This window comes from Rummeliibacillus sp. POC4 (assembly GCF_003576525.1).
Classification (GTDB): domain Bacteria; phylum Bacillota; class Bacilli; order Bacillales_A; family Planococcaceae; genus Rummeliibacillus.
Genome location: NZ_QWUA01000019.1, coordinates 44314 through 66152 on the forward strand (window position 1 = coordinate 44314; position 21839 = coordinate 66152).

15 protein-coding genes are annotated in these 21839 nt (G+C 34.7%); 10 read left to right on the forward strand and 5 right to left on the reverse strand.

Annotated elements, in window-relative coordinates; all coding sequences use genetic code 11:
- Positions 1 to 220: 220 nt before the first annotated feature.
- Together D1606_RS07760 and D1606_RS07765 are read left to right on the forward strand one after the other, a co-directional pair.
- Complete coding sequence (locus D1606_RS07760; RefSeq protein ID WP_119415436.1) at positions 221 to 1648, forward strand: protein adenylyltransferase SelO; 1428 nt, start codon at positions 221 to 223, stop codon at positions 1646 to 1648.
- Between the two features lie 381 nt (positions 1649 to 2029).
- The gene (locus D1606_RS07765; RefSeq protein WP_119415437.1) at positions 2030 to 3412 is read left to right on the forward strand and encodes a polysaccharide pyruvyl transferase family protein; all 1383 of its coding nucleotides are present in this window, start codon (positions 2030 to 2032) and stop codon (positions 3410 to 3412) included.
- 244 nt (positions 3413 to 3656) lie between these two features.
- Here D1606_RS07765 and D1606_RS07770 read toward each other — a convergent pair whose 3' ends face one another.
- Positions 3657 to 6692 carry an efflux RND transporter permease subunit gene (locus D1606_RS07770; RefSeq protein WP_119415438.1) on the reverse strand — a complete coding sequence of 1012 codons (3036 nt, stop codon included), beginning with the start codon at positions 6690 to 6692 and terminating at the stop codon, positions 3657 to 3659.
- Between the two features lie 515 nt (positions 6693 to 7207).
- On the opposite strand from D1606_RS07770, the gene D1606_RS07775 reads away from it, so the two are divergent.
- From D1606_RS07775 to D1606_RS07790, 4 genes are all read left to right on the forward strand, one after another.
- Positions 7208 to 8947: a methyl-accepting chemotaxis protein gene (locus D1606_RS07775; protein ID WP_119415439.1), complete on the forward strand. Its 1740-nt coding sequence runs from the start codon at positions 7208 to 7210 to the stop codon at positions 8945 to 8947.
- A complete protein-coding gene (locus tag D1606_RS07780; RefSeq protein WP_119415440.1) occupies positions 8947 to 9699 on the forward strand; it encodes an SDR family NAD(P)-dependent oxidoreductase in 753 nt (250 codons plus the stop codon). Before D1606_RS07775 ends, D1606_RS07780 begins: the two co-directional genes overlap by 1 nt.
- Positions 9700 to 9723: 24 nt before the next feature.
- On the forward strand, positions 9724 to 11229 hold the full coding sequence (locus tag D1606_RS07785; protein ID WP_119415441.1) for a sodium:solute symporter family protein: 1506 nt from the start codon (positions 9724 to 9726) through the stop codon (positions 11227 to 11229).
- Between the two features lie 241 nt (positions 11230 to 11470).
- Complete coding sequence (locus tag D1606_RS07790) at positions 11471 to 12316, forward strand: pyridoxamine kinase (protein ID WP_119415442.1); 846 nt, start codon at positions 11471 to 11473, stop codon at positions 12314 to 12316.
- A gap of 73 nt (positions 12317 to 12389) precedes the next feature.
- On the opposite strand, the gene D1606_RS07795 is transcribed toward D1606_RS07790, so the two are convergent.
- Complete coding sequence (locus tag D1606_RS07795) at positions 12390 to 12929, reverse strand: ECF transporter S component (protein WP_119415443.1); 540 nt, start codon at positions 12927 to 12929, stop codon at positions 12390 to 12392.
- Between the two features lie 403 nt (positions 12930 to 13332).
- Between D1606_RS07795 and D1606_RS07800 the strand changes: the two genes are divergently transcribed.
- Positions 13333 to 14526, forward strand: a complete 1194-nt coding sequence (locus D1606_RS07800; protein WP_119415444.1) for a hypothetical protein — start codon at positions 13333 to 13335, stop codon at positions 14524 to 14526.
- Between the two features lie 126 nt (positions 14527 to 14652).
- Here D1606_RS07800 and D1606_RS18725 read toward each other — a convergent pair whose 3' ends face one another.
- Together D1606_RS18725 and D1606_RS07805 are read right to left on the reverse strand one after the other, a co-directional pair.
- Complete coding sequence (locus D1606_RS18725) at positions 14653 to 14820, reverse strand: hypothetical protein (protein WP_158582337.1); 168 nt, start codon at positions 14818 to 14820, stop codon at positions 14653 to 14655.
- A gap of 334 nt (positions 14821 to 15154) precedes the next feature.
- A complete protein-coding gene (locus D1606_RS07805; RefSeq protein WP_119415445.1) occupies positions 15155 to 16471 on the reverse strand; it encodes a GntP family permease in 1317 nt (438 codons plus the stop codon).
- A gap of 170 nt (positions 16472 to 16641) precedes the next feature.
- On the opposite strand from D1606_RS07805, the gene D1606_RS07810 reads away from it, so the two are divergent.
- The 3 genes from D1606_RS07810 (at position 16642) to D1606_RS18620 (ending at position 19722) form a co-directional block, all read left to right on the forward strand.
- Positions 16642 to 18216, forward strand: coding sequence for an AMP-binding protein (locus D1606_RS07810; protein WP_119415446.1), 1575 nt, complete (start codon positions 16642 to 16644; stop codon positions 18214 to 18216).
- Positions 18206 to 18994, forward strand: a complete 789-nt coding sequence (locus D1606_RS07815; RefSeq protein ID WP_119415447.1) for an enoyl-CoA hydratase — start codon at positions 18206 to 18208, stop codon at positions 18992 to 18994. The genes D1606_RS07810 and D1606_RS07815 overlap by 11 nt, the downstream gene beginning before the upstream one ends.
- A gap of 446 nt (positions 18995 to 19440) precedes the next feature.
- Positions 19441 to 19722 (forward strand): hypothetical protein, encoded by a 282-nt coding sequence (locus D1606_RS18620; protein ID WP_147414472.1) that lies wholly within the window; start codon positions 19441 to 19443, stop codon positions 19720 to 19722.
- 208 nt (positions 19723 to 19930) lie between these two features.
- Here D1606_RS18620 and D1606_RS07825 read toward each other — a convergent pair whose 3' ends face one another.
- Positions 19931 to 21340, reverse strand: a complete 1410-nt coding sequence (locus D1606_RS07825; RefSeq protein WP_119415449.1) for a C69 family dipeptidase — start codon at positions 21338 to 21340, stop codon at positions 19931 to 19933.
- Between the last annotated feature and the right edge of the window lie 499 nt (positions 21341 to 21839).

Sequence of the window (21839 nt, forward strand, 5' to 3'; positions counted from 1 at the left end):
AGAGCACCAAATATAAAGCAAGACTAAAAAATGTATCACCTTAATAGCTGTGAAATGATATGGATATGTAAAGAATTAATGCAAATACTTATTGATAAAGTTTTTGTTTATAATGAAGCACCTACTGATGCAAGATTTTCTAAATAATACCTAAACCAGCATTACTAAAGTTTTTCCTTTATACTGTTTAATAAGAATATGTAACAAGCGAGGAGAAAATATGCAAGAACATCAAAGTTATATGTTGCTACCATCTTCTTTTTATAAAGTTGTACCATTAAATCCAGTGAAGAATCCTTCTTTTTTAGTTGTAAATGAACAATTGGCAGAAGAACTGGGGATTGATGTCAGTATTTTAAAGAGTGAGCGAGCATTGCAAATTTTTGCGGGGAATGAGATGCCGGAATCTGCAGCGCAAATAGCACAAAGCTATGCAGGTCACCAATTTGGACAATTTACAATGCTTGGCGATGGACGAGCTATATTAATTGGTGAAGAAGGAACAAAGTTAGGTTTAAGAGATTTTCAATTAAAAGGATCAGGGAGAACGCCTTATTCACGTGGTGGGGATGGACGCGCTGCAGTAGGGCCAATGTTAAGAGAATATATCATTAGTGAAGCTCTACATGGACTTCATATTCCAACGACGAGAAGTTTAGCTGTTGTTAAAACAGGTGAACCTGTATATCGAGAGCGAGTGTTAGATGGTGCCATTTTAACAAGAGTAGCATCTAGTCATTTACGCGTAGGTACATTCCAATTTGCACGTCATTTCTGTGATCATGAAGACTTACAAGCCCTTGCTGATTATGCGATTCAACGCCATGATTCTATACTTGCATCTCACGATAATCCATATGCTGATTTTTTCAGTAATGTACTTCATCGACAAGCGAAGTTGATAGCTAGCTGGCAGCAAATCGGCTTTATTCATGGTGTCATGAATACCGATAATATGACCATTAGTGGCGAAGCAATTGATTTTGGACCTTGTGCATTTATGGATACCTTTGACCCAGCAACTGTGTTTAGCTCCATTGATACAACGGGACGCTATGCATACGAAAACCAACCGAAAATCGGTAGCTGGAATTTAGCACGCTTAGCGGAAACCTTATTACCACTTGTGCATGAGGATGAGGAGCAAGCTTTAACTATCATGCAAGAAAAACTTGATGAATATCCAAAAGTATTTCAACACTATTGGCTTGAGGGTATGCGTAAAAAATTAGGTTTACAAGTAGCAATGGAAGAAGATGCCTCATTAATAGATGAACTATTAACAATGATGTATCAACAACAAGCTGATTTTACGAATACATTCCGTAGCCTAAGTACGGATGAAGCACAAGACATTTTCGAAACAGAAGATTTTAAAACGTGGCAAAAGAAATGGTATCTTCGCTTACAAAAAGAAAATACATCATTAGAAATGGCAAGGTATTCGATGCGCAACATAAACCCAGCGATTATTGCAAGAAATCATTATGTAGAAGAAGCACTCAAATTTGCAGATCAGGGTGATCTTTCATATGTCGAAACATTAGTCGATGCTTTACGTTCACCCTTTACAGTAAAAAAAGAACATCAACATTTACAAAACCCTCCAAAAGAAAACGGACCGTTTATTACGTATTGTGGTACTTAAGAACTGTTCAGTTTGAATCTGAGAAAAATACGAAAAACCAGACTCTGGCCTTCAAGCTAAAGTCTGGTTTTTCTTATCTTCACTTTAATGTGATTCAGCAATAAAGTGATTTTGAGTATGACATCAAAAATTAATAATTTTATTATATGAAATGAATATGTTACATAAATGTAATGACAATATAATTAATTCATAAAAATGTATATATATTCATTATAATAATGCAAATTTGTATAATTATTAGTGCCGTTTTGAATGAAAATATAAATATTCAGTTGTGGTGTTAAATAACAATTTTTGGATATTAGTCAACTGCTTATCTATGATGATATGATATTTTTATAGTAGAGATGAAACATTTTTGGAAGGAGAATCATTTTTTTGAAACACTATTTAATACGTGCAGGTATGTCACCATTTGACAACTTTACGCCTGCATATGAAATTGTTAATAATTCAATTGGTAGTAATGTTGGAAACCTTGTCTATGCGTATAGCATATTCCGAACACTTACTATGGATGATGTAAAATTGACTCCCGATTATTATAAAATTGAACCCAAAAAAGCAGACTATATAAATGATACATATGATGGTTATATAATTCCACTAGCAGATGCATTTCGTCCTAAATTTGCATCGAAGCTGGCCAAATATACAGAATTGATCAATCGGTTGAATATACCTGTGTATGTAATTGGAGTTGGCTTAAGTGCGGATTTTGAACCAAACTTAGATGAAGCCTATCCATTTGATGAGGAAGTAAAAGCATTTGTTAAGGCTGTTTTAAAAAAATCAAGCATAATAGGGGTGAGGGGTGATATTACCTCACGCTATTTAACGAAATTAGGATTTAAAGAAGGCGTAGATCATATTGCAATTGGTTGCCCATCAATGTATGGGTTTGGGAGAGATTTGAAAGTTCGAGAAACGACCATTACAGAACAATCCCTTGTAACAATTAATAATTCGCCTAAATCACCAGATAATGTTTTGGATTTTATTGAACGAAGTGTAAAGGTTTTTAACAATCATTACTATATCCCACAATGGCTTCGTGAGTTACGTATGATATACCTTGGGGGACCAAACTTATCTAAAAAGCGTAATTTCCCCGCCAATATAGAACATTCATTCTATCAAGAGAATCGTGTGCGCTATTTTACAAACGTACCAACTTGGCTCGACTTTATTGGGAAGGCCGATCTAAGTTTTGGTGCTCGTTTACATGGGAATATTGCTGCGATACTTGCGGGTACACCAAGTATAATTATTCCAAAAGATGGTAGGATGCGAGAGCTAGTAGAATATCACAATTTGAATTGTGTATGGCCACAACAAATTAATGAACAGACTCAAATTTTAGATATAGTAGAACAAAGTGATTTTCAAAAAGTTGCAAAATCAGCACCTGCCAATTTTGACCGCTATATTCAATTTCTTGAGCAGAACGGATTGGATCATATTTACAAAGAAAATCCCAATCCTACAGGCACTTCATTCGATCAAAAAATTCAAAGTATCGATTTTCTGCCATCGGTTAAATCATTCACCAAGTGTACACATGGGGAAATGATCGATAGATGGCTTCAAATAGTAGAAGAAGAAAACAAGCTTGAAAAGACGAAATCTAAAGTAATTCAAGAAGAATTACAGAATAAGATAATACAACTTAACAAAAAAATTAAACATCAAGAAGGAACATTAAATCGAAAATCTGTCAAACTGGCATTAAAGACTGCAAATATCTTTTCAAAAAAGTAAGCTCACAAAGCAGATTAATAATATCTTTCTATCAGACATCTAAAAGAAGTGTTTAATTGAAGTCTTCTGGGATACACGTGCAAAAAAACTCTTAAAAAAAGCCGTGCATTTGCACAGCTTCTTTAAGAGTTAATCATTTATGAAATGGCAACTTACACAGGTGCTTTGCTTAAATGGAAGTTGGAAATCACTATACAGATTGAACTTCATATCGGAAGACAACATGACTAAACAACGGTTGAATCTACTTCAGTTGAATTTTCTTCAATAGTCTTTTTTCCATACGCTGTTTTTTCGACTTTCTAAAGTAAAGCAGTTCATATACACATGGAATCACAATAAGGGTAAGTAGGGTAGCCATAGCTAACCCGCCGATTACTACAATTGCGAGGCTTTGTGAGACTAAACTTCCTGCTTCAGCTTTCTTCAATAACAGTGGAAGCATCGCACAAATGGTTGCCACTGCGGTCATAAAGATAGGTCGCATCCTTGTAGCTGTTGCTTCGATTAGTGCATCACGAATAATCATCGTGCGTTCATTTTGTCTGACACGGTCTAATAGTACAATGGCATTGGTCACTACGATGCCTATCAGCATTAATGCACCTAAAAGAGCAGTTATATCAACTGGTATTCTGCTGATTAAAATACCTAAAATGGCACCAATTGCAGCAAGTGGGAGAGAGCACAGAATGGCAATTGGAGTTTTAATCGATTTAAATGTAATAATCATGATCAAAAATACAATGCCAATTGATGCTAGCATAATAAGAAATAAATCGGCAAAATCACTTGCTTGATCACTACTCGCTCCACCGACTAGAACTTTTATATTCTCGGGGATATCTATACCTTTTTTCTCATTATTATCACCGAAAATCACTATATTAATATCTTTTGCTATATTAGATAGTTTTGCAGGATCTACTGTTGCTGTAACGCGAAGGTATGGTTTTCCATCTTTATGGAATTGAGTCGTTGAAAGTTCTTCGCTTTGTAATGTCGCGATGGAAGACACTGGTACTTGACCTGCACTTGTGATAACTTTTATATTTTTTAAATCTTTATCTGTTTTAGTGTCTAGGAAAGGTTCTAGAAAGACTGTTTTTTGTTTGTCGTTTACATTAATCGTGCCAATTGGTGTTTTATTTAATAGGACACCTAACTGTTGAGCAATTTGTTCAGTGTTTCCTTTTGCAGGATCCACAGTAAAGGAATAAACGGTTTTCTTTTGTTCTTGATTTGTGATTACTTTATCGACACCCTTGACATTTTGTACTTTTTCTTTAATATTGGTAGCTACATTTTCAAGCTCTTCTAAATTATCACCAACAACATCAATAGTAATATTTGTACTCGCTCCACCCATCATAAAGGAGGATGCCGTAACTTCTAAAGTGGCATCTGGATATTGTTCTTTTTCCTTTTCTAACTCTTTGACTATTAGGTCTGTATCCTTTTTATTGTCCAACAGAATACTATAGAATGCTTGTGACGAAGATCCTACTACACCATATTGTGCATCTTCTGCAGATGAGCCAACCTGTGTAAAAACTTGGTTGACCTTATCCATTTTTTGAATAGAAGATTCAAGTTCAATAGACTTTTCTTTTACTGTTTCAAATGGCGTGTCATCTGGATAAGTTAGTGTTGCTGTAACGTAATCTGCAGAAGAATTATCAACTGCACCTTTTGGAATGATAAAGTAAGCGCCAATTGAACCGATAAAACAGAACAATGAGATTGAGAAGATTATCCATTTGTGGTTTAGGGACCAATTCACGATTTTTGGAAAACGAACAGCTGGTTTATGTTTCGGTAGTTTTGTATTTTTTAATAATCCGGTGCTCATTAATGGGACAACTGTCAATGCTACGAGCAAAGAAGCGAGCAAGGAATAGGTAACTGTTAACGCGAAAGGTAAAAGGAATGCTTGTAAGCCTCCACTCAATAGACTCATAGGTAGAAAAACAGCTACAGTTGTTAAGGTAGAAGCAGTAATGGCAACGCCTACTTGCTTTGTTGCATCGATTACCATACGGATCGAGAATTTCTCTGTTTGCATTTTACGGAAAATATTCTCAATCACAACAATACTATCATCCACTAATCGCCCAACTGCAACAGCGACACCACCTAGCGTTAGAATATTCAATGTAACGCCAGACCTTGATAGTAGGAAGAGGGTAAGGCAAAGTGACAATGGAATCGATACAATCGTGATAAAAGTAGTTCGGATATTGCGTAAAAAGAGCATAATGACAATGGTTGCAAACAGTGCCCCTATGAGTACTTCTTTAATCATCGTATGAACGGAGTTTTGTACCAAATCAGCTGAGGAAACATAAATCACAGATTCCTGCTGATCAAATTCTTTATTGATTTCTTTGGTTACTTCTTCAACTTCTTTACTTATTGCCACTGCATTGGATTGACTGTCTTTTGTAATGTTAATATTTAAACTGTCTTTTCCATTAAAGCGACTGATGAAATTTGTATCTGTAGATTCTTTAATAGTTGCGATATCGCCAAGTGTAACATTAGGTGCTACAGTTAACTCTTTAAGTTTTGCAATACTTGATACGTCACCTATAACTTTGATATTACTTGTTTTACCATCAATATTCTTTTCACCAACAGCTACTGCCGTATTTTGTCCTTGAAGAATCCCCATAACTGATTGAAGTGTAATTTGGTTTTGACCCATTTTTTTCTCATCTAAATGGACTGAAATACTGGAATTCGTAATCCCGTATACATCTACACTAGAAACCCCTTTAATCTCTTGATAGCGTGATTGAAGTTCCTCTCGTGCAAACTCTTTGTTTTGATCCGTCAAACCATCTTTAAAGGTGACAGCAATGTTAACAATTGGAATCATTGAAGTATTCAGTTGAGAGATGATTGGTTTTGAGATATTAGTAGGTAAAGTCACATTACTAATTGCCTCTTCTACATCTTGTTTCGCTTGTTTCATATCATAATCTGATTCGAAGTTTAAATCTATTTTTGAAAATCCATCTCCAGTCGTTGAATAGACGGATGTTTTTCCATTTAACCCTTTTACTGCCCGTTCAATGGGAATGGTAACTTCAGATTCCATTGTTTTAGAATCCGTTCCTTGCCCCATCGAAATGATGGTAACTTGCGGATTATCCGCAGATGGTAAAAATTCCATAGGTAGCCTAAAATAACTGACAGCACCGAGTACTAATATGAGAACTGTCAAAAAGGCAATGGCAGGCTTGTTACCAAAAGCCCATTTAGTAATATTCGACATAATAAACCTCCTCTTAAAAACAGATTAAACACAAATTAAAATATACGATGAATGTAGAGCGAAATATCACACTTTTTCGAAAAAATACATACTTTTTAATGATGCACCATAACATTGCCCCCTTTTTCCATGTCCTCTTTAGTAATTGTAAGAAATATTAAAAAAATCCATATCGGCCCTGACGTGTATTTTTTCTAAGACCTGGGACTTAGATGCAAAAGAGAGATAAAAATAGTGGGGGATGATTGGAGATTAAATAATTCTTTATATATACAAACCCTCTAACGATAAATAGTTATTATTTACTTGTATTAATGAAAAATATTGAATATAATAGGACATTTTATTGATGTTAATTAGAATATATGGTATATTTTCAAATGGTTCAATTTTAGTCTTTTTGTAATATGGGAAAATGATTTTTTTAGGAATAAATAACCATTTAAGATAATTATTTTATTACTTGAGGTTGCTAATTGGATTCACATTAGTTGAAGGAGATGTAAGGACTTACTATGAAATTTTTCAAAAAGCTGTCACTAAAAAACAAAATTTTATTAACAGTTTCTATAATTGTCATTGCACTTTTCGCAGTCATTACAACGCAAAGTATTACACAATTACAAAGTCAGATGAAGACTAGTCTTAAACAAGAATTAAAAGGTGTAGGATTATTAACTTCTATGAATTTAAGTCCTAAAGAAGTGTCTGATTTACTAAACATAAGTGGAGGAAACGATCAGAGATTTCTTAATGTACAACAAAAGCTAGATAACATTAAAGATAAGCAAGGTGTTATGTATTGGAGTTACATTTGGAAAATGGAACCGAATGGAGTTACCACTCTCGGTTTTACAAAAAATTTAAATGAAGTTTATAAAGCAGGAGAATTATTTACGGACCTTGCGCCAATACATGTAAAAACTGCAAAACTTGCTATTAAGAATGATCGACCAGAAGTAACAGATATTTTCAAAGATTCATATGGTTCATGGCGAACTGTCTTCACGCCTTTAAAAGACGAAAGCGGAAAGACTGTAGCAGTATTAGGAATCGATTATTCAGCGGATTATATTAATAAGATTATTATGAAAAGCATTATTAAGGAAATTGTTTTAGCTATTGTAGGTCTATTAATATTACTGGTCATTCTTTACTTTACAATCGACCGTTTACTTAAACCACTAAACAATGCAGTTGTGGTTGCAAACCGAGTGGCAAATGGAGATTTAACTCATGTAGATTTAAAAGTCTCAAATGATGAGGTAGGAAAACTTTCACAATCTATTCAAACAATGGTGAAAAATTTACAACATATCATCTCAAATATAAAAAATACATCGAATAACGTAGCTTCTTCAGCAAGTCAATTAACAACAAATGCAAATGAAACTTACGACCAAGTTACACATGTTTCGAAAGAGATGGAAGTAATCGCACAAAATGCTGAAACTGCTTTGGTTATGACAGAAGAAACAGCTCTTGCTATGGGAGAATCAGCAGAAAGTATACAAAAAATTGCAGAATCAGCTTATACAGTTTCTGAAACATCGCAACTTACTACCGATGCAGCGAAACAAGGAAATGAAGTGATTCAGCAAATTATAAATCAAATGAATTTAATAAGTGAATCTGTAAAACAGATGGATGAAACAATTCGAGGACTAAATGACAACTCAAGTAAAATTAGTGGTATTGTCAATTTCATCACCGATATAGCAGATCAAACCAATCTATTAGCACTTAATGCTGCTATTGAAGCAGCTAGAGCTGGTGAACATGGGAAGGGATTTGCCGTTGTTGCAGGTGAAGTCAAGAAATTGGCTGAACAATCATCTCATTTTGCTTCAGAAATATTCAAGATTATTAACGAAATTCAAGCTGAATCAGATGCTTCCATAACTGTTATGGAAAAAGGTAAAGAGAATGTCAAAGTTGGATTAGATTATACAACTCAAGCAGGCTCAATTTTTAAAGAAATTTTGAATTCTACCGAAGATGTAGCGGAACAAATTCAAGGGATTTCAGCAGCATCACAACAAATTTCAGCGGCATCTGAAGAAGTTGCAGCATCTCTTAATAATATGAAGACAAATTCACAACAATCTGCAGAGTTTTCACAAAATGTTTCAAATTCAACAGAAGAGCAATTAGTTGCAATGCAAGAAGTAAAAGATGCTTCCAATACTTTAGGTCATACAGCGGAAGAATTGCAAGCACTTATTACGAAATTTGAATTAGAGGATGACAAATAATGGATTTAAAACTAACAGGAAAGAATGTACTCATCACAGGTTCTAGTATGGGGATTGGTAAAGCCATCGCATTAGCATTTGCTGAACAAGGTGCCAATGTTTTGATCAATTATGTAGGCAATGATCAAATTGCAGAAACGACGCGTTTAGAGGCAGAAAAATTCGAAGTAAAAGCATTTAAATACAATGCGGATGTATCTGATTCAAAGCAAGTAAGTGAAATGTTTCAGTACATGGACAAGCATTTAGGAGACATTGATATCCTAGTTAACAATGCAGGAATTGCGCAAAATGCTCCTATAACAGAAATGACAGATGAACAGTGGGACAAAATGATAAAGGTTCATCTCTATGGAAACTTTTATAATTGTCGAGAAGCTGCAAAAAGAATGTTAAAGAGAAACAAAGGTAAAATCGTCAACATTTCTTCTGACCTAGGAAGTTTAGGATGTGAAGAATATGCACATTACTCCGCTGCTAAAGGTGGTATTAATGCATTTACCAAATCATTAGCAAGAGAGCTGGCTCCACATATTAATGTTAATGCAGTTGCACCGGGCGCTACATTTACTGATATTTTAGCAGAATTCGGTGACAACTATGTTGAGGAAGAGTCAGCAAAATATCCATTAAAAAGATTAGCCCAACCAGAAGAAATTGCTAAAAGTGTCTTGTTTTTAGCATCATCATGTGCTGATTTTTATACAGGACAAATTTTAGGCCCTAATGGTGGGGGCGTTATGAATGGATAATGTTGTAGTTAAGGAGTAATGGAATTGTTGAATATTATTGTTTTTTCATTGTATTTGATTTTTATATATTTTATTGGTTTTAAAGGATATCGACGTGTCAAAACGGCTGAGGATTTAATCGTGGCCGGTTGGAGTATGCCGTTATCTGTTGTAACTGGAAGTCTGATTGCAGCATTATTAGCTGCTCCATTCTTCTTTGCTGCTGTCGGTTCAGGCTACACTAGTGGTGGATTTGAAGGATCTGCTACTATGGGTGGTCTAGGTACATGTATGATTTTAGGCGCATTAATATGGACCAAACCTCTTAGAAGATTAAGAGGTTGGACATTAGCAGATTATTATGGTTTACGATATGGTAGTAAAAAATTAGGTGCCTATACAGGTATCGTAATGGCTATCGCATTTGGTGTTTTCAATGCTGGTGCATTAACTGTTGGTGGAACCTATATTATCCAAACCCTTTTACAAATTGATTTTTTACCAGCTGCTTTATTATTCGTATCTTTGACAGCTTTATATTCCGTTATAGGTGGTTTATGGGCAGTTGCATATACTGAAGTAGTACAAGGAACACTTGCGATTCTTGGAATTTTAGGTATTTCGATTTTCATTATGTTCAATTATCATGACATTACATTTAACCCAGACTGGTGGAATATAAGTGAATTGTTCAATAAGGGTGGAGTAGAATTTTGGACGCTCTATTTAGTTTTAGCGCTTGGTGATATTCCAGCTGTAGATTTAGGACAAAGGGTAGCTGCTGCAAAAAGTCCAAGAGTAGCACAAAAAAGTATGATTATCGCAGGGATTGTCATTATAGCTATCAGTTGGATGCCTGGAATGTTAGGAGAAGCTTTTAAAACAATTTATCCTAATAGCAAAAATCCTGAAACACTTATGTTAGCATTCGCGCAAGGTTACTTCCCACCATTATTGTCAGCTATATTCTTAACAGCGATGGCTGCTATGGGTATGTCAACTGTTGCCGCTTGTTACGTTGCTACTTCAGGGATTGTGACGAAAAACATTTATCTCGATTTTATCAATAAGAACCCAGACTCAAAAAAATTATTATTATTCTCTAGAATTATGATTCTATTAAGTGCTGTATTAGGCTTTATATTAGCTGTTAGTGCACAAAAAGTAATCGATTTAGCTTATTTAGCTTGGGATATAATCTTTGTTACGATATTCTGGCCAATTGTTCTTGGACCTTTCTGGAAGCGTGTAAGTACACCGGCTGTTTGGGCAAGTATTACTGCTGGACTTGCCTATTATATTATTACATCACTTACACATGTTCCTGGACCAAAAGTTGAATCAGATGGATTTATCGGGTTGTTAAGTGAGTTATGGCTCGTACCTGGATTTTCAGGTGTTGTCATATCAGGAATTACAATCGTTGTAGTGAGTCTCATCATACCTCCTTCACAACACGTTCTCCACATGCATAAAATCGAGCGAGATGAATCATTGGATGAAGTAGGAAGTAAAGATGAAATAGAAGAATTAAAAAAAGCTACAAACTAATTAGATAACAAATTATTCTATTTTCGTAGATAATACAGAAACATACGACTTAATGAAACTAGATAAAATATAGTTTTCGTTAAGTCGTATTTTTATTTATAGAAATTCGATTGTTATAAGAAGTAAGATAAAAATCAATATAAAACTAAGTGCTAGTAATTCAGGGATTTTCCCTGCTCTTTTTTTATGGTACGATAGTTAAAGTTTAAGCTAGATACAACTTTTGGAGGGTACTGGTTTTATGAAAAAGGTCGCGGTAATACAGGATTTATCATCTTTTGGAAGATGTTCATTAACAGCTGCTATTCCCGTTCTTTCGGTAATGGGTACGCAAGTCTGTCCTTTGCCAACTGCTATATTGTCTGCACAAACTGGTTATGCAAGTTTTTTTTGCGAAGATTTTACAGATAAAATGCATTACTTTGAGGATGAATGGAACAAGATGGATGTAACGTTTGAGGGCATCTACACAGGCTTTGTAACAGGCAAAAAGCAGATTAATAATATTTTTCACTTTTTAGATACATTTCAAACTAAAGAAACAAGTTTACTGGTGGATCCGGTAATGGGTGATATGGGCATAGCATATAAGTTTTTTACAGATGAATTGCTAGGGCAAATGCGGGAGCTTGTGAAATATGCTGATGTAATCACTCCGAACGTGACAGAATGTTGTCTATTAACGGGATTATCTTATGATAAGTTACATAGTTATTCGAATAAAAAGGATTTTATCAAAGCTATAGAGGAAGCCGGCAAGATGTTACAGCAAGAAACAGGTGCCAAAGTCATTATCACGGGAGTTAATCCTCCGATAAACCTTAATGAGAAGTTAATAGGAAATATGTACTTAGATGGAAGTAAGACATTTTATGATGCCATCCCGTATAATGGTGAAAGTTATTCTGGCACAGGAGATTTATTTGCATCAGTCATTATGGGGGGCATGATGCGAGGGGATGATTTAAGAAAATCAGTTCAACTTGCAGAAAGTTTTCTAAATGCTGCCATCAGCGATACTTCCTTGGAACAAACCCCAAAAGAAGCAGGCGTTAACTTCGAAAAATACTTAAGAATGTTGTTGTAAAAGTATATAGGATTTTGATTTTAAAGGATGAAAAAAGTGCTAAAGAGTAAATTCTTTGGCACTTTTCTATTTTTTATTGAAAAGCTTTTATTTTTTTCAAAAAGGCACAAACTGGAATAGATATGATGAGCCCTAATATATTTTGAACAAGATCTCCAGGGATAGAGGCCATTGGTTGTATCCAATTACCATATAGAATGCCTTCTCCAATATAATAGACAGCAATCATAGGTGGCATTGAAACGATAGAAGCGAGTATATTAATAGCAATATGGTTTCCTTTACGTCCATTAGACCAAGCGATTTTTCCTGCTATGTATCCTTGTAATCCCCGAGAGATAAAAGTAATAGGAGCCCACAATGTCCAACCAGAAACTAAGTCGAATATGCCCATCCCAAATGCTCCAGCAATAGCACCGGTTTTTGGACCAAATAGAATAGATACGATCAATAGCATAGCTGTACCAAGATGAACCAAACCACCATTTGCTGCAATTGGTAGTTTAATATTTAACATCATTGTTGCAACGAATACAAGTGCAATACACATTGCACTAAGGATTAATTCAAAAGTACGTGTTTTGTTGTAGGTATGATTTGCTGCTTTATGCATAATAATCCCCTCCTTTGTGGATATCAGGAAATAGTCACATACAAACTGATTACTAGTTTCCAGAAATCTAATTTGATAATGTGTTTCCTTAATTACACATTACATTAACAGAGGATTGACTATTATAAAAGTATCAATTTTATAAAAAATGTAGTGGTCAGAGTTTTTGAAGAATTAGAAAATGTTTTGAGGAGTGGGGTTTTTCAGCTATAGAAAAAATAATCGATAATCTACTAAATAAAATAGCAAATCAATTACAATCTGAACGGACATTGCCTAGAACAAATGAATAATTTTTTAAAAACGACTTAATCTCTAGGTCGTTTTTTATATATTTTTATAAAAATTATTAAAATTATGATAAAATACGTTTATACATAATAATTTCCGGAGGTTATTACATATGAGAAAAAAATGGATCATGCTTTCATCAGCAATGATTGGGATGAGTATCCTCTTGCTAACCAATCAGCAAGGTGTAAAGGCGGCAACAACTGAAGAAATGACTATTGCTTATCAAAAACATTTAGCAGATGAAAAAATAGCACAAGAAGTAGTGCATTATGTAGCAAAACTTTATAAGTTTAAATATGAAGTAACCGATATCATTGATGAAGAAAAAGTAAGTAGTGCACGTGAAATGTATACGAATTTAACGCCAAGTCAGATGGCGATAGCGAAAAAAAACGGTGCCTCTTTCATGCTGAGACAATGTGAAGAAAGAGTTCAAATCCAGCAAGAGGCGAATGTTTTTAAAGCTTATGTAGACAGTATTGATATCAATTCATACCGCGCATTAGGGCAATTGAATCAGGCCTACAGCGATTTTGTACAGCTTAGTTCGGCTGCAGAGGAATTGGCTGAAGCGAGCTACGAGCAAGCAAAAGCAATGGAGGTTACGGTTAATCAAAATAGGGTTAAACGTGTTGAAAACCTGATTATAGAAGCGGGAACAGATGAGTCGCTTGTCTGGAAAGCCCGTCAACAATACTCCATTCTTACAGATAAACAAAAAGAGATGTTCAATCCTGACTTCGTAACAAAACTTGAGAAAGCTGAAGCGCAAATTAAATTTGAAGAACCAATTCACCAATTTGAATCCGTTGCAGATGAACTGTATATGTTTATAGAAGATGGTGATTATCAAGAACGTGTAAAGGAAGCCCGTCAGTATTATAACGCATTAACTTCAGAACAAAAGGCAGTTGCTAAAAAAAGTTATAAAAAACTTCTAACAAATGAGCAAACTGTAAAAGATCAAAAAGCAGCGGCAAACGTTGATAAAGCCATCCGAAACATTAGATTTAGCACATCGAAAAACTATAAATCAACTGTTAAAAAGGTACGATCTCAATATGATAAACTAACAAAAGCTCAAAAAAAATTCCTTATTTATAAAGAGGTATTAACAGATCACGAAAAAACGATTGATATGAGAGCAGCAGGTGACGTGGCGAATGATATGGAAAAAATCAACCGCCGATCATCGAAAGCACAAATTAAAAAAGTAAATACTGCATACAAAAAACTTACGACCAAACAAAAGAAATATATACCTAAAAAAACGTACCAACACTTTAAAACCTTTTTGAAATAGTTAATGAATTAGCTTCAGTAGTTGTTTTTTCTAATTAGAAACAAGGATTGCAAGTATTGTTTTTCAAATCGTAAGTTAATAATAATCTAAAAAAGCTGTGCAATTCTGCACAGCTTTTTCCATCTATTAATCGTTCAACGAAAAGTTCAGTTTCATCCTCTTCGTACCGACCCCTACCATGTCACCTAATAACTTATTGGTGTTTTTAAAACAAATATCTGCAAATTGTTCGTTTACTTGTTCTAAATATGATTGAATATCAGCTTGTTTCATTGCTTCTTGGTCGGCGTTCATTTGAATGAAGCGACAATAAGTATGACTTGCTGCTTATTGCATAATAATACCCTCCTTTTTAGATATCGGGAAATAGTTACATACAAACAGATTACTAGTCTCCAGAAATCTAATTTGATAATGTGTTTTCTTAATTACAAACTACCTTAACAGAGGATTGACTGTTATAAAAGTATCAATTTTATAAAAATGTAGTGGTCAGTTTAAAATATAAAAGAAAAGCCCTTCATAAAGCTGATAAATCAGTTCTATGGAAGGGCTTCTTTTTATTTTTTGAATAGTCTAGGTTATATTACTAATTTCCGTATTATTTGAACGGAGTGGCACCTAAAAATTAAAAGATTGAAAATAATATAATCGCCAGTACAGATCCTAATATAGGAATAATGACGGTTAGCGCGCCAAAAGCAGGATAGGCATCTTTATATGACTCTTGTGCAATAGAATGAATTGTTGTGACAACATAGCCACTATGAGGTAGTGTATCTAGAGAACCAGAAGAGATTGCCACTACTCGATGTAAAGCCTCTGGGTCAACCCCCATATCTAAATAATGCGGTGCAATTAAAGGCAATGCGATTGCTTGGCCACCAGAAGAGGAGCCAGTTAAGCCTGCTAAAACAGCAATAGCTAATGCGCCACCTACTAATGGACTTCCCGGTATATTAGTCATAAAATCTACCGCTGCCAAAAAAGCGGGTGTTTCCTTTACGATACCCCCAAATCCTACAATAGCAGCAGTATTGGCAATAGCTATTACAGCGCCAAGTCCTCCTTCTGAAATCGCTTTCTGTCTATTCTGCATATATTTGTAACTTACTAAATATGTAGTTAATATTCCTCCGATTAAAGCGATAATTAGTGCAGATGTTCCTATAGAGTTATGGAAGATAAATGAGAAGAGTAAGACCACTAATAATGGTGTCATACTCAATAAAGGATGAGGTAGTTGACGATCGTTAACTTCATTTATTTTATCAAATTCTTTTGCTACGAATCTTTCGCCTTTTTCCATAGCCTTTGACATCATTCGTTTTAGCCACCAAAAACCAAATGTTGCCATAACAATAGAAACAACTAAACTAACTTCCCATCCGGCATATGGTGTCGTGTTTAGATAAGAAATAGGAATCCAATTTTGAATTTCAGGAGATCCCGCTGAAGTCATTGTAAAGGTAACAGAACCGAGAGCTAATGTGGCAGGTATAAATCGTCTAGGGATGTCCGCTTGTTTAAATAGACTTAATGCCATTGGAAAGACGGAGAATGCAACGATAAATAAACTAACACCTCCATAAGTTAAGACAGCACATGCAATGACAACAGATAACGCAGCATATTTGACTCCTATCTTTTCAACAATCCATTTGGAGACACTATCTGCTGCGCCACTATCTTCCATGACTTTACCGAATATAGCACCCGCTAAAAATATCAACCACCATGAACCGATAAAACCGGTAAATCCATTCATATAACTAGTAAGAAGATCAGGATTTCCTTCTTGTGCTAATTGAGGGAATAGTGAAATTTCACTGCAAACCGCAGCGATTAATGCAGCAATAGGAGCTGCAATTAGTATATTCACACCTCTAACTGTTAAATAAATTAATAATGCCAAACTACCAAATACACCTATAAATCCTAACATTTTTGCCGACCTCCTTTTGAATACAATATGCTGCCTTTTTTCCAAATAGTATAGAAAACAATGGTAGGGGCAAAAAATAATATTTTTGACTCTAAAATAATATAAATGATTTAGAAGCGTAAACAGATAGAATCACATCAGATTTTGATAAGAAAATAGGGGGTGTGGAAATGGATATTGGTCATTTTACAAGGAGAATGTATATAGCCCCAGATGAACGATTAAAGCAAAAAACAGCGGTGCGTGAAGAATCTGGTCGTTCATGGAGTTTTCTAGATTTACATGAAAAATCCAATACTTATGCCAATCAGCTTTTGAAAATAGGTGTAAAAAAAGGAGATAGTGTAGGGATTCTTTTTTCCAATTGTTTAGAGTATTTTGCATTATACTTTGCTATAGGTAAAGTTGGCGCAATTGCTGTTCGTATTAATTTTAGACTTACGGCAAATGAACTTGAATATATTCTTAATGATTCTAAAACAAAAGTTCTTTGCTTTCATAATGAATTTAGTGAAAAAATAAATCCAATCCATGAAAAAATCTGTACTGAACGTTTTATTTGTCTTTCTAATAATGGAAAAATACCATCTTGGGCAGATGATTGGAATGTATTATCGAATGGATCGACTGAAGAAGTTGATAATGTTCCAATTTCTATAAATGATCCAGTTATGCTTATGTATACATCTGGGACAACTGGAAGACCTAAAGGGGCACTGTGGACACATAATACAACTTTTTGGTTTTCAATAATTCAAATAATGCAATGGGGATTTACAGGAAATGAAATAGCCATGACTACAGGGCCATTGTATCATGTTGGTGCAATGGAGGATTTAGCCTTGCCCGTTCTATTAATGGGAGGCACAGTCATCATTACCAAAAGTAGAGGATTCGAAATAGAACGTGTGCTCAAAGTAATTGAGAAAGAAAAGGTGACTGACTGCTTTTTGTTTCCATTTATGATTTATGACATGTTAAATTTGCCAAACTTATCATATTATCAGTTAGCATATTTAAAAACAATTTATACTGGTGGAGACCCTTTGATGCCTTGGGCTATAGAAAAAATATATCGTCATTATCCGCAAGTTGGAATTGTACAAGTGTATGGTTTAACGGAAGGACAGCCAATTGCTACTTCTTTGAACTCGAAGCACTCCATAAAGAAAAGTAAAACCGTCGGAACGCCACTACCACTAACGGAAGTCCGTGTAATGAAAGAAGATGGAAGTGAGGCTTTGCCAGGTGAGGTAGGAGAAATTTGGATTAAAAGTCCTGGTGTTTCAGAAGGATATTGGGAAAAGCCCGAAGCAACAGCGGAATCATTTTGTAATGGTTGGTGTAAAACAGGGGATCTAGGTAAGTTTGATGAAGATGGTTTTTTATCAGTAGCAGGCCGTAAAAAAGATATGATTCGAAGTGGTGGAGAAAATATTTATGCAGCAGAGATTGAAGATGTCTTATATCGACATGAAGCGGTAAAAGATGTAGCTGTGATTGGGATACCTGACAAAAAATATATTGAAGCTGTATGTGCAGTGATTGTGTTAAAAGGGGATAGTAAGATATTAGAAGAAGAGTTAATCCAATATAGTAAGCAGTTTTTAGCAAGTTATAAAACGCCTAAAAAAGTTATTTTTGTAGATGACATTCCACGTACACCTTCTGGAAAGGTGAAAAAGTTTGTATTACGTGATATGTATAGCAATTGCAAACAAGAGGAGGACTTTTATGGAGTATAAAGAAAAGGTAAGTTTAACAATTGAAGACCAAATAGCTATTCTTATAATCCAAAATCCCCCTGTTAACATACTCGATGCTGATGTAGTCGAGCAATTACATCGTAAAATTGATGAAATAGAACAAACACCAACTGTCAAAGTTGTTCTTATTACGGGAGTTGGCGACAAGGCATTTATGGCTGGAGGAGACATTAAATCTTTTCCTGAATGGATGGGAAAAGGGGTAGATGTTGCTAAGACTAAATCTCAATGGCTACAACATCCACTAAATCGAATCGAAGGATTGCCTTACCCAACTATCTGTATATTAAATGGTGTTGCCCTTGGCGGAGGGTGCGAATTAGCATTAGCTTGTGATATTCGCATCGCAGAAGAACACATCAAGATTGGCTTACCAGAAATCAAACTTGGCCTTTTTCCTGGTGCTGGTGGCACACAAAGACTTGCAAGATTAGTTGGAAAAGCAAAAGCTAAAGAGATTATTTTCACAGGAGAACCCTTAACAGCCGAGCAAGCCTTATCCATAGGATTAGTGAATATCGTTGTAAAGAAATGGTATGGCTTAACAACTGGCCTCCAACTCGCGAAAAAAATTGCCAATCATTCACGCCAAGCACTAATCTATGCAAAGCAATCAATCGATGAGGGTTATGAACAAAGCCTATCCAATGCGCTAGAAACGGAAGCTCACTATTTTGGTCGTGTTTTCCAAACAGAAGACATTAAAGAAGGCGTTGCAGCATTTATCGAAAAAAGAGAACCACGTTTTTTGGAATGACTAAGTAAGTGAAGTCACATCTGGCCCTTCAATTTACCAAATAATTAATAGTTCAAAAGGCTTTTTGCTGTAAAACAAAAATCCTGTTTAAATAGTAATAAATAACATATAATAAGTCTTTTGTACATTATTTTTTGAAAATTTAGATGTTAAATAAATGATACAAAATACACTAAAAAACCTATCTTAACTAAAGGTTATAAAGCCAAAGTATCCAAAAACGAATAAAAATGTATCATATTAGCCACAGGAAAGGAGAAACCGGAGGAATGGGTTTATTATTAAAGGTGTTCTCATATGGTGATCCTGTAGACATTGTGAATATGTTGGTTGTGGCTATGATACTTTTGAGTAATGGTCATTATCATTTTCTACATAATCAGGGCTTCCATTTTCAGAAAGAAACTCTTTTATTATTATCATTCATAAATAAGGAGGAGTTATTGATGTCATATGTAGTTTGCCCAAAACCGAAATGTCAACAAAGATATCCAATTGAATATTTTAGGTCCATCCTAAGAGATACGAAACCCGTAAAGTGCGAAAAATGTTGTACTGTATTAATTGAAAAGGATGGTCGCATTAATGCGTTACAAGATGCTACAATCCGTTCCATTCACACCATGGCAAAATTAGAAGCACTAAGGCTAGAGGAAATAAAAGAAAAACGTAAAGAGTTATACCAGTTGAAAAAAGAAATAGAAGCATTAACCGCTATCACATTGTAACTTTGTGGATATATGGGGGACTTTTAATTAAAAAAATGTGGTAACATGCCGTTTTTTTTCTTTTTAACATTTTTAATAGATAAAATTTTCAACAATTTATTAGAAGCATTTATTTTAGTAATATCAAAATTCAAATCTTACACATAAAGTCTAAAAATCTCCTAAAAAAAGCTGTGCAAATTCATTTTTTGCACAGCTTTTTCTATTATTAATCATTCAATGAAAAGTTTAATTTCATCCTCTTTGTACCGACTCCTACCATGTCACCTAATAATTTATTAGTGTTTTTAAAACAAATATCCGCGAATTGTTCATTTATTTGTTCTAAATATGATTGAATATCAGTTTGTTTCATCGCTTCTTGATCGGCGTTCATTTGAATGAAGCGGCAACTTGCAACGGTATTTTGTTCAAACGCTCGTTGGAAATCGCTATAAAGATCGAAATTGGTATCGCCAAGTAGAGCAATCGTATGGCTTAACCAATGGATTTTACTAATATCGAACGTTGTTGTCGTATCACGATAGCATGCAGGAGTATCCGTAACATTCGCATAAAACGGTACAACAGCGTTAAATGTATTTGGTCCGAATGCTAACCAATGCACACCTGCAATTTCAGAAGGTACATCGTTACGAATTTGTAAAATATGTGATTCTTGGTTGCGGTTAATGCCAATTGTACGGAACATACTTTTCGATTTTTCATCACCTTCACCATAAGGATCAAATGGTGTGTTTTGGAAGTGGGAGCTTAACGCCCATTTCACATCTTCTACAGAGATTTTGCGATTTGCACGACATATAAATGGTAAATCTTGTTCCATCGGTTGTTGTTCAATTTCTGGATTAAAGAATTTTTGAACATACCATGCACGTGGGTTGTTGTAACGCGTATCTTTTACAGATGCACTGCCGAAGATGTGTCGTAAGTTCACTTGATCTGTATCAGGATTTAAGTGGTATTTTTCGATTAATACTGGTAGATCTTCTGAGTAAAGTGTATCAGGAGACTCAAAATCAAAATAATCGATGTTAAAGCGGTTCGGTGCAATGACATATGCATCGTCTGGAATCCGAATCGCTGCCCAATGATGTCCACCGATTGTTTCGAAATACCATACTTCATCTTTATCTGAGAACGCTACACCATTTGATTCGTAAGTACCGTACTGTTCTAAAATTTTCCCTAAACGAACTACCCCTTCTTTGGCAGAACGAATATAAGGGAGAACAATTGTTAACATATCTTCTTCACCAATCCCGCTTGTAACGAGTGGGTCAACGCCTAAAATACGTGAATTGGTTGTAATTGTTTCTGTTGCAGTCATCGCTACATTTGCACTATTGATACCTGATTCTCCCCAAATTCCAGCTTCATCACTGGCATCTGGTGTTGATGTATAGCGCAAAGGGTTATCAGGAAGTTCAATTTCAAACGAACTTTGAACAGATTTATAAAGTTTCGGTTGATCTTCTGGATTCATCACAACGAATCGTTGAGGATTCGATGCAGCACTACCACTATCTTCATTTCTCGCGATCATTGTAGAGCCGTCGATTGAAGCCTTTTTTCCGACTAAAAGTGTTGTACAAGAACCTGTTTTTTGTTTCTTCATATTATTATTCACCAATCTTCTACTATAAGTTATAAAATGCAATACAAATTATATCATGAAGTGAACAATCTGACTTTTAATAGATAGTGAAAAGAGATTTAAAATTGCTTTGTCATATATTCTGCAAAAAAAGATACCTGCCTGTAACATCCTCTTTGTCCAGCTACCACAGTCAAAAAAGAAAAATACTGAGGAATGTTAATACCCAATTGTTAACATTCCTCAATAGTTTACAAAAAGATAATTCTCTATAATCAGTTAATATAGAAAATCTAATACTTTGGAAATAGTTTCAATACCAAAACTTACTTGAATAGTAACAGGTTTTACTCGGTTTTATATTTAACCTTGAAATGAAATAACAAGTCACTGTGAAAATAACACTAGCTTATTGTAAAGAAAGGTGTGAAAAGTATGATATGTGTTTCTTCATTTGCACTAAATAGTTAAAATATAGAATTTTATGAAATATATTGTTTCTGTTTAAAAGACTTATAAA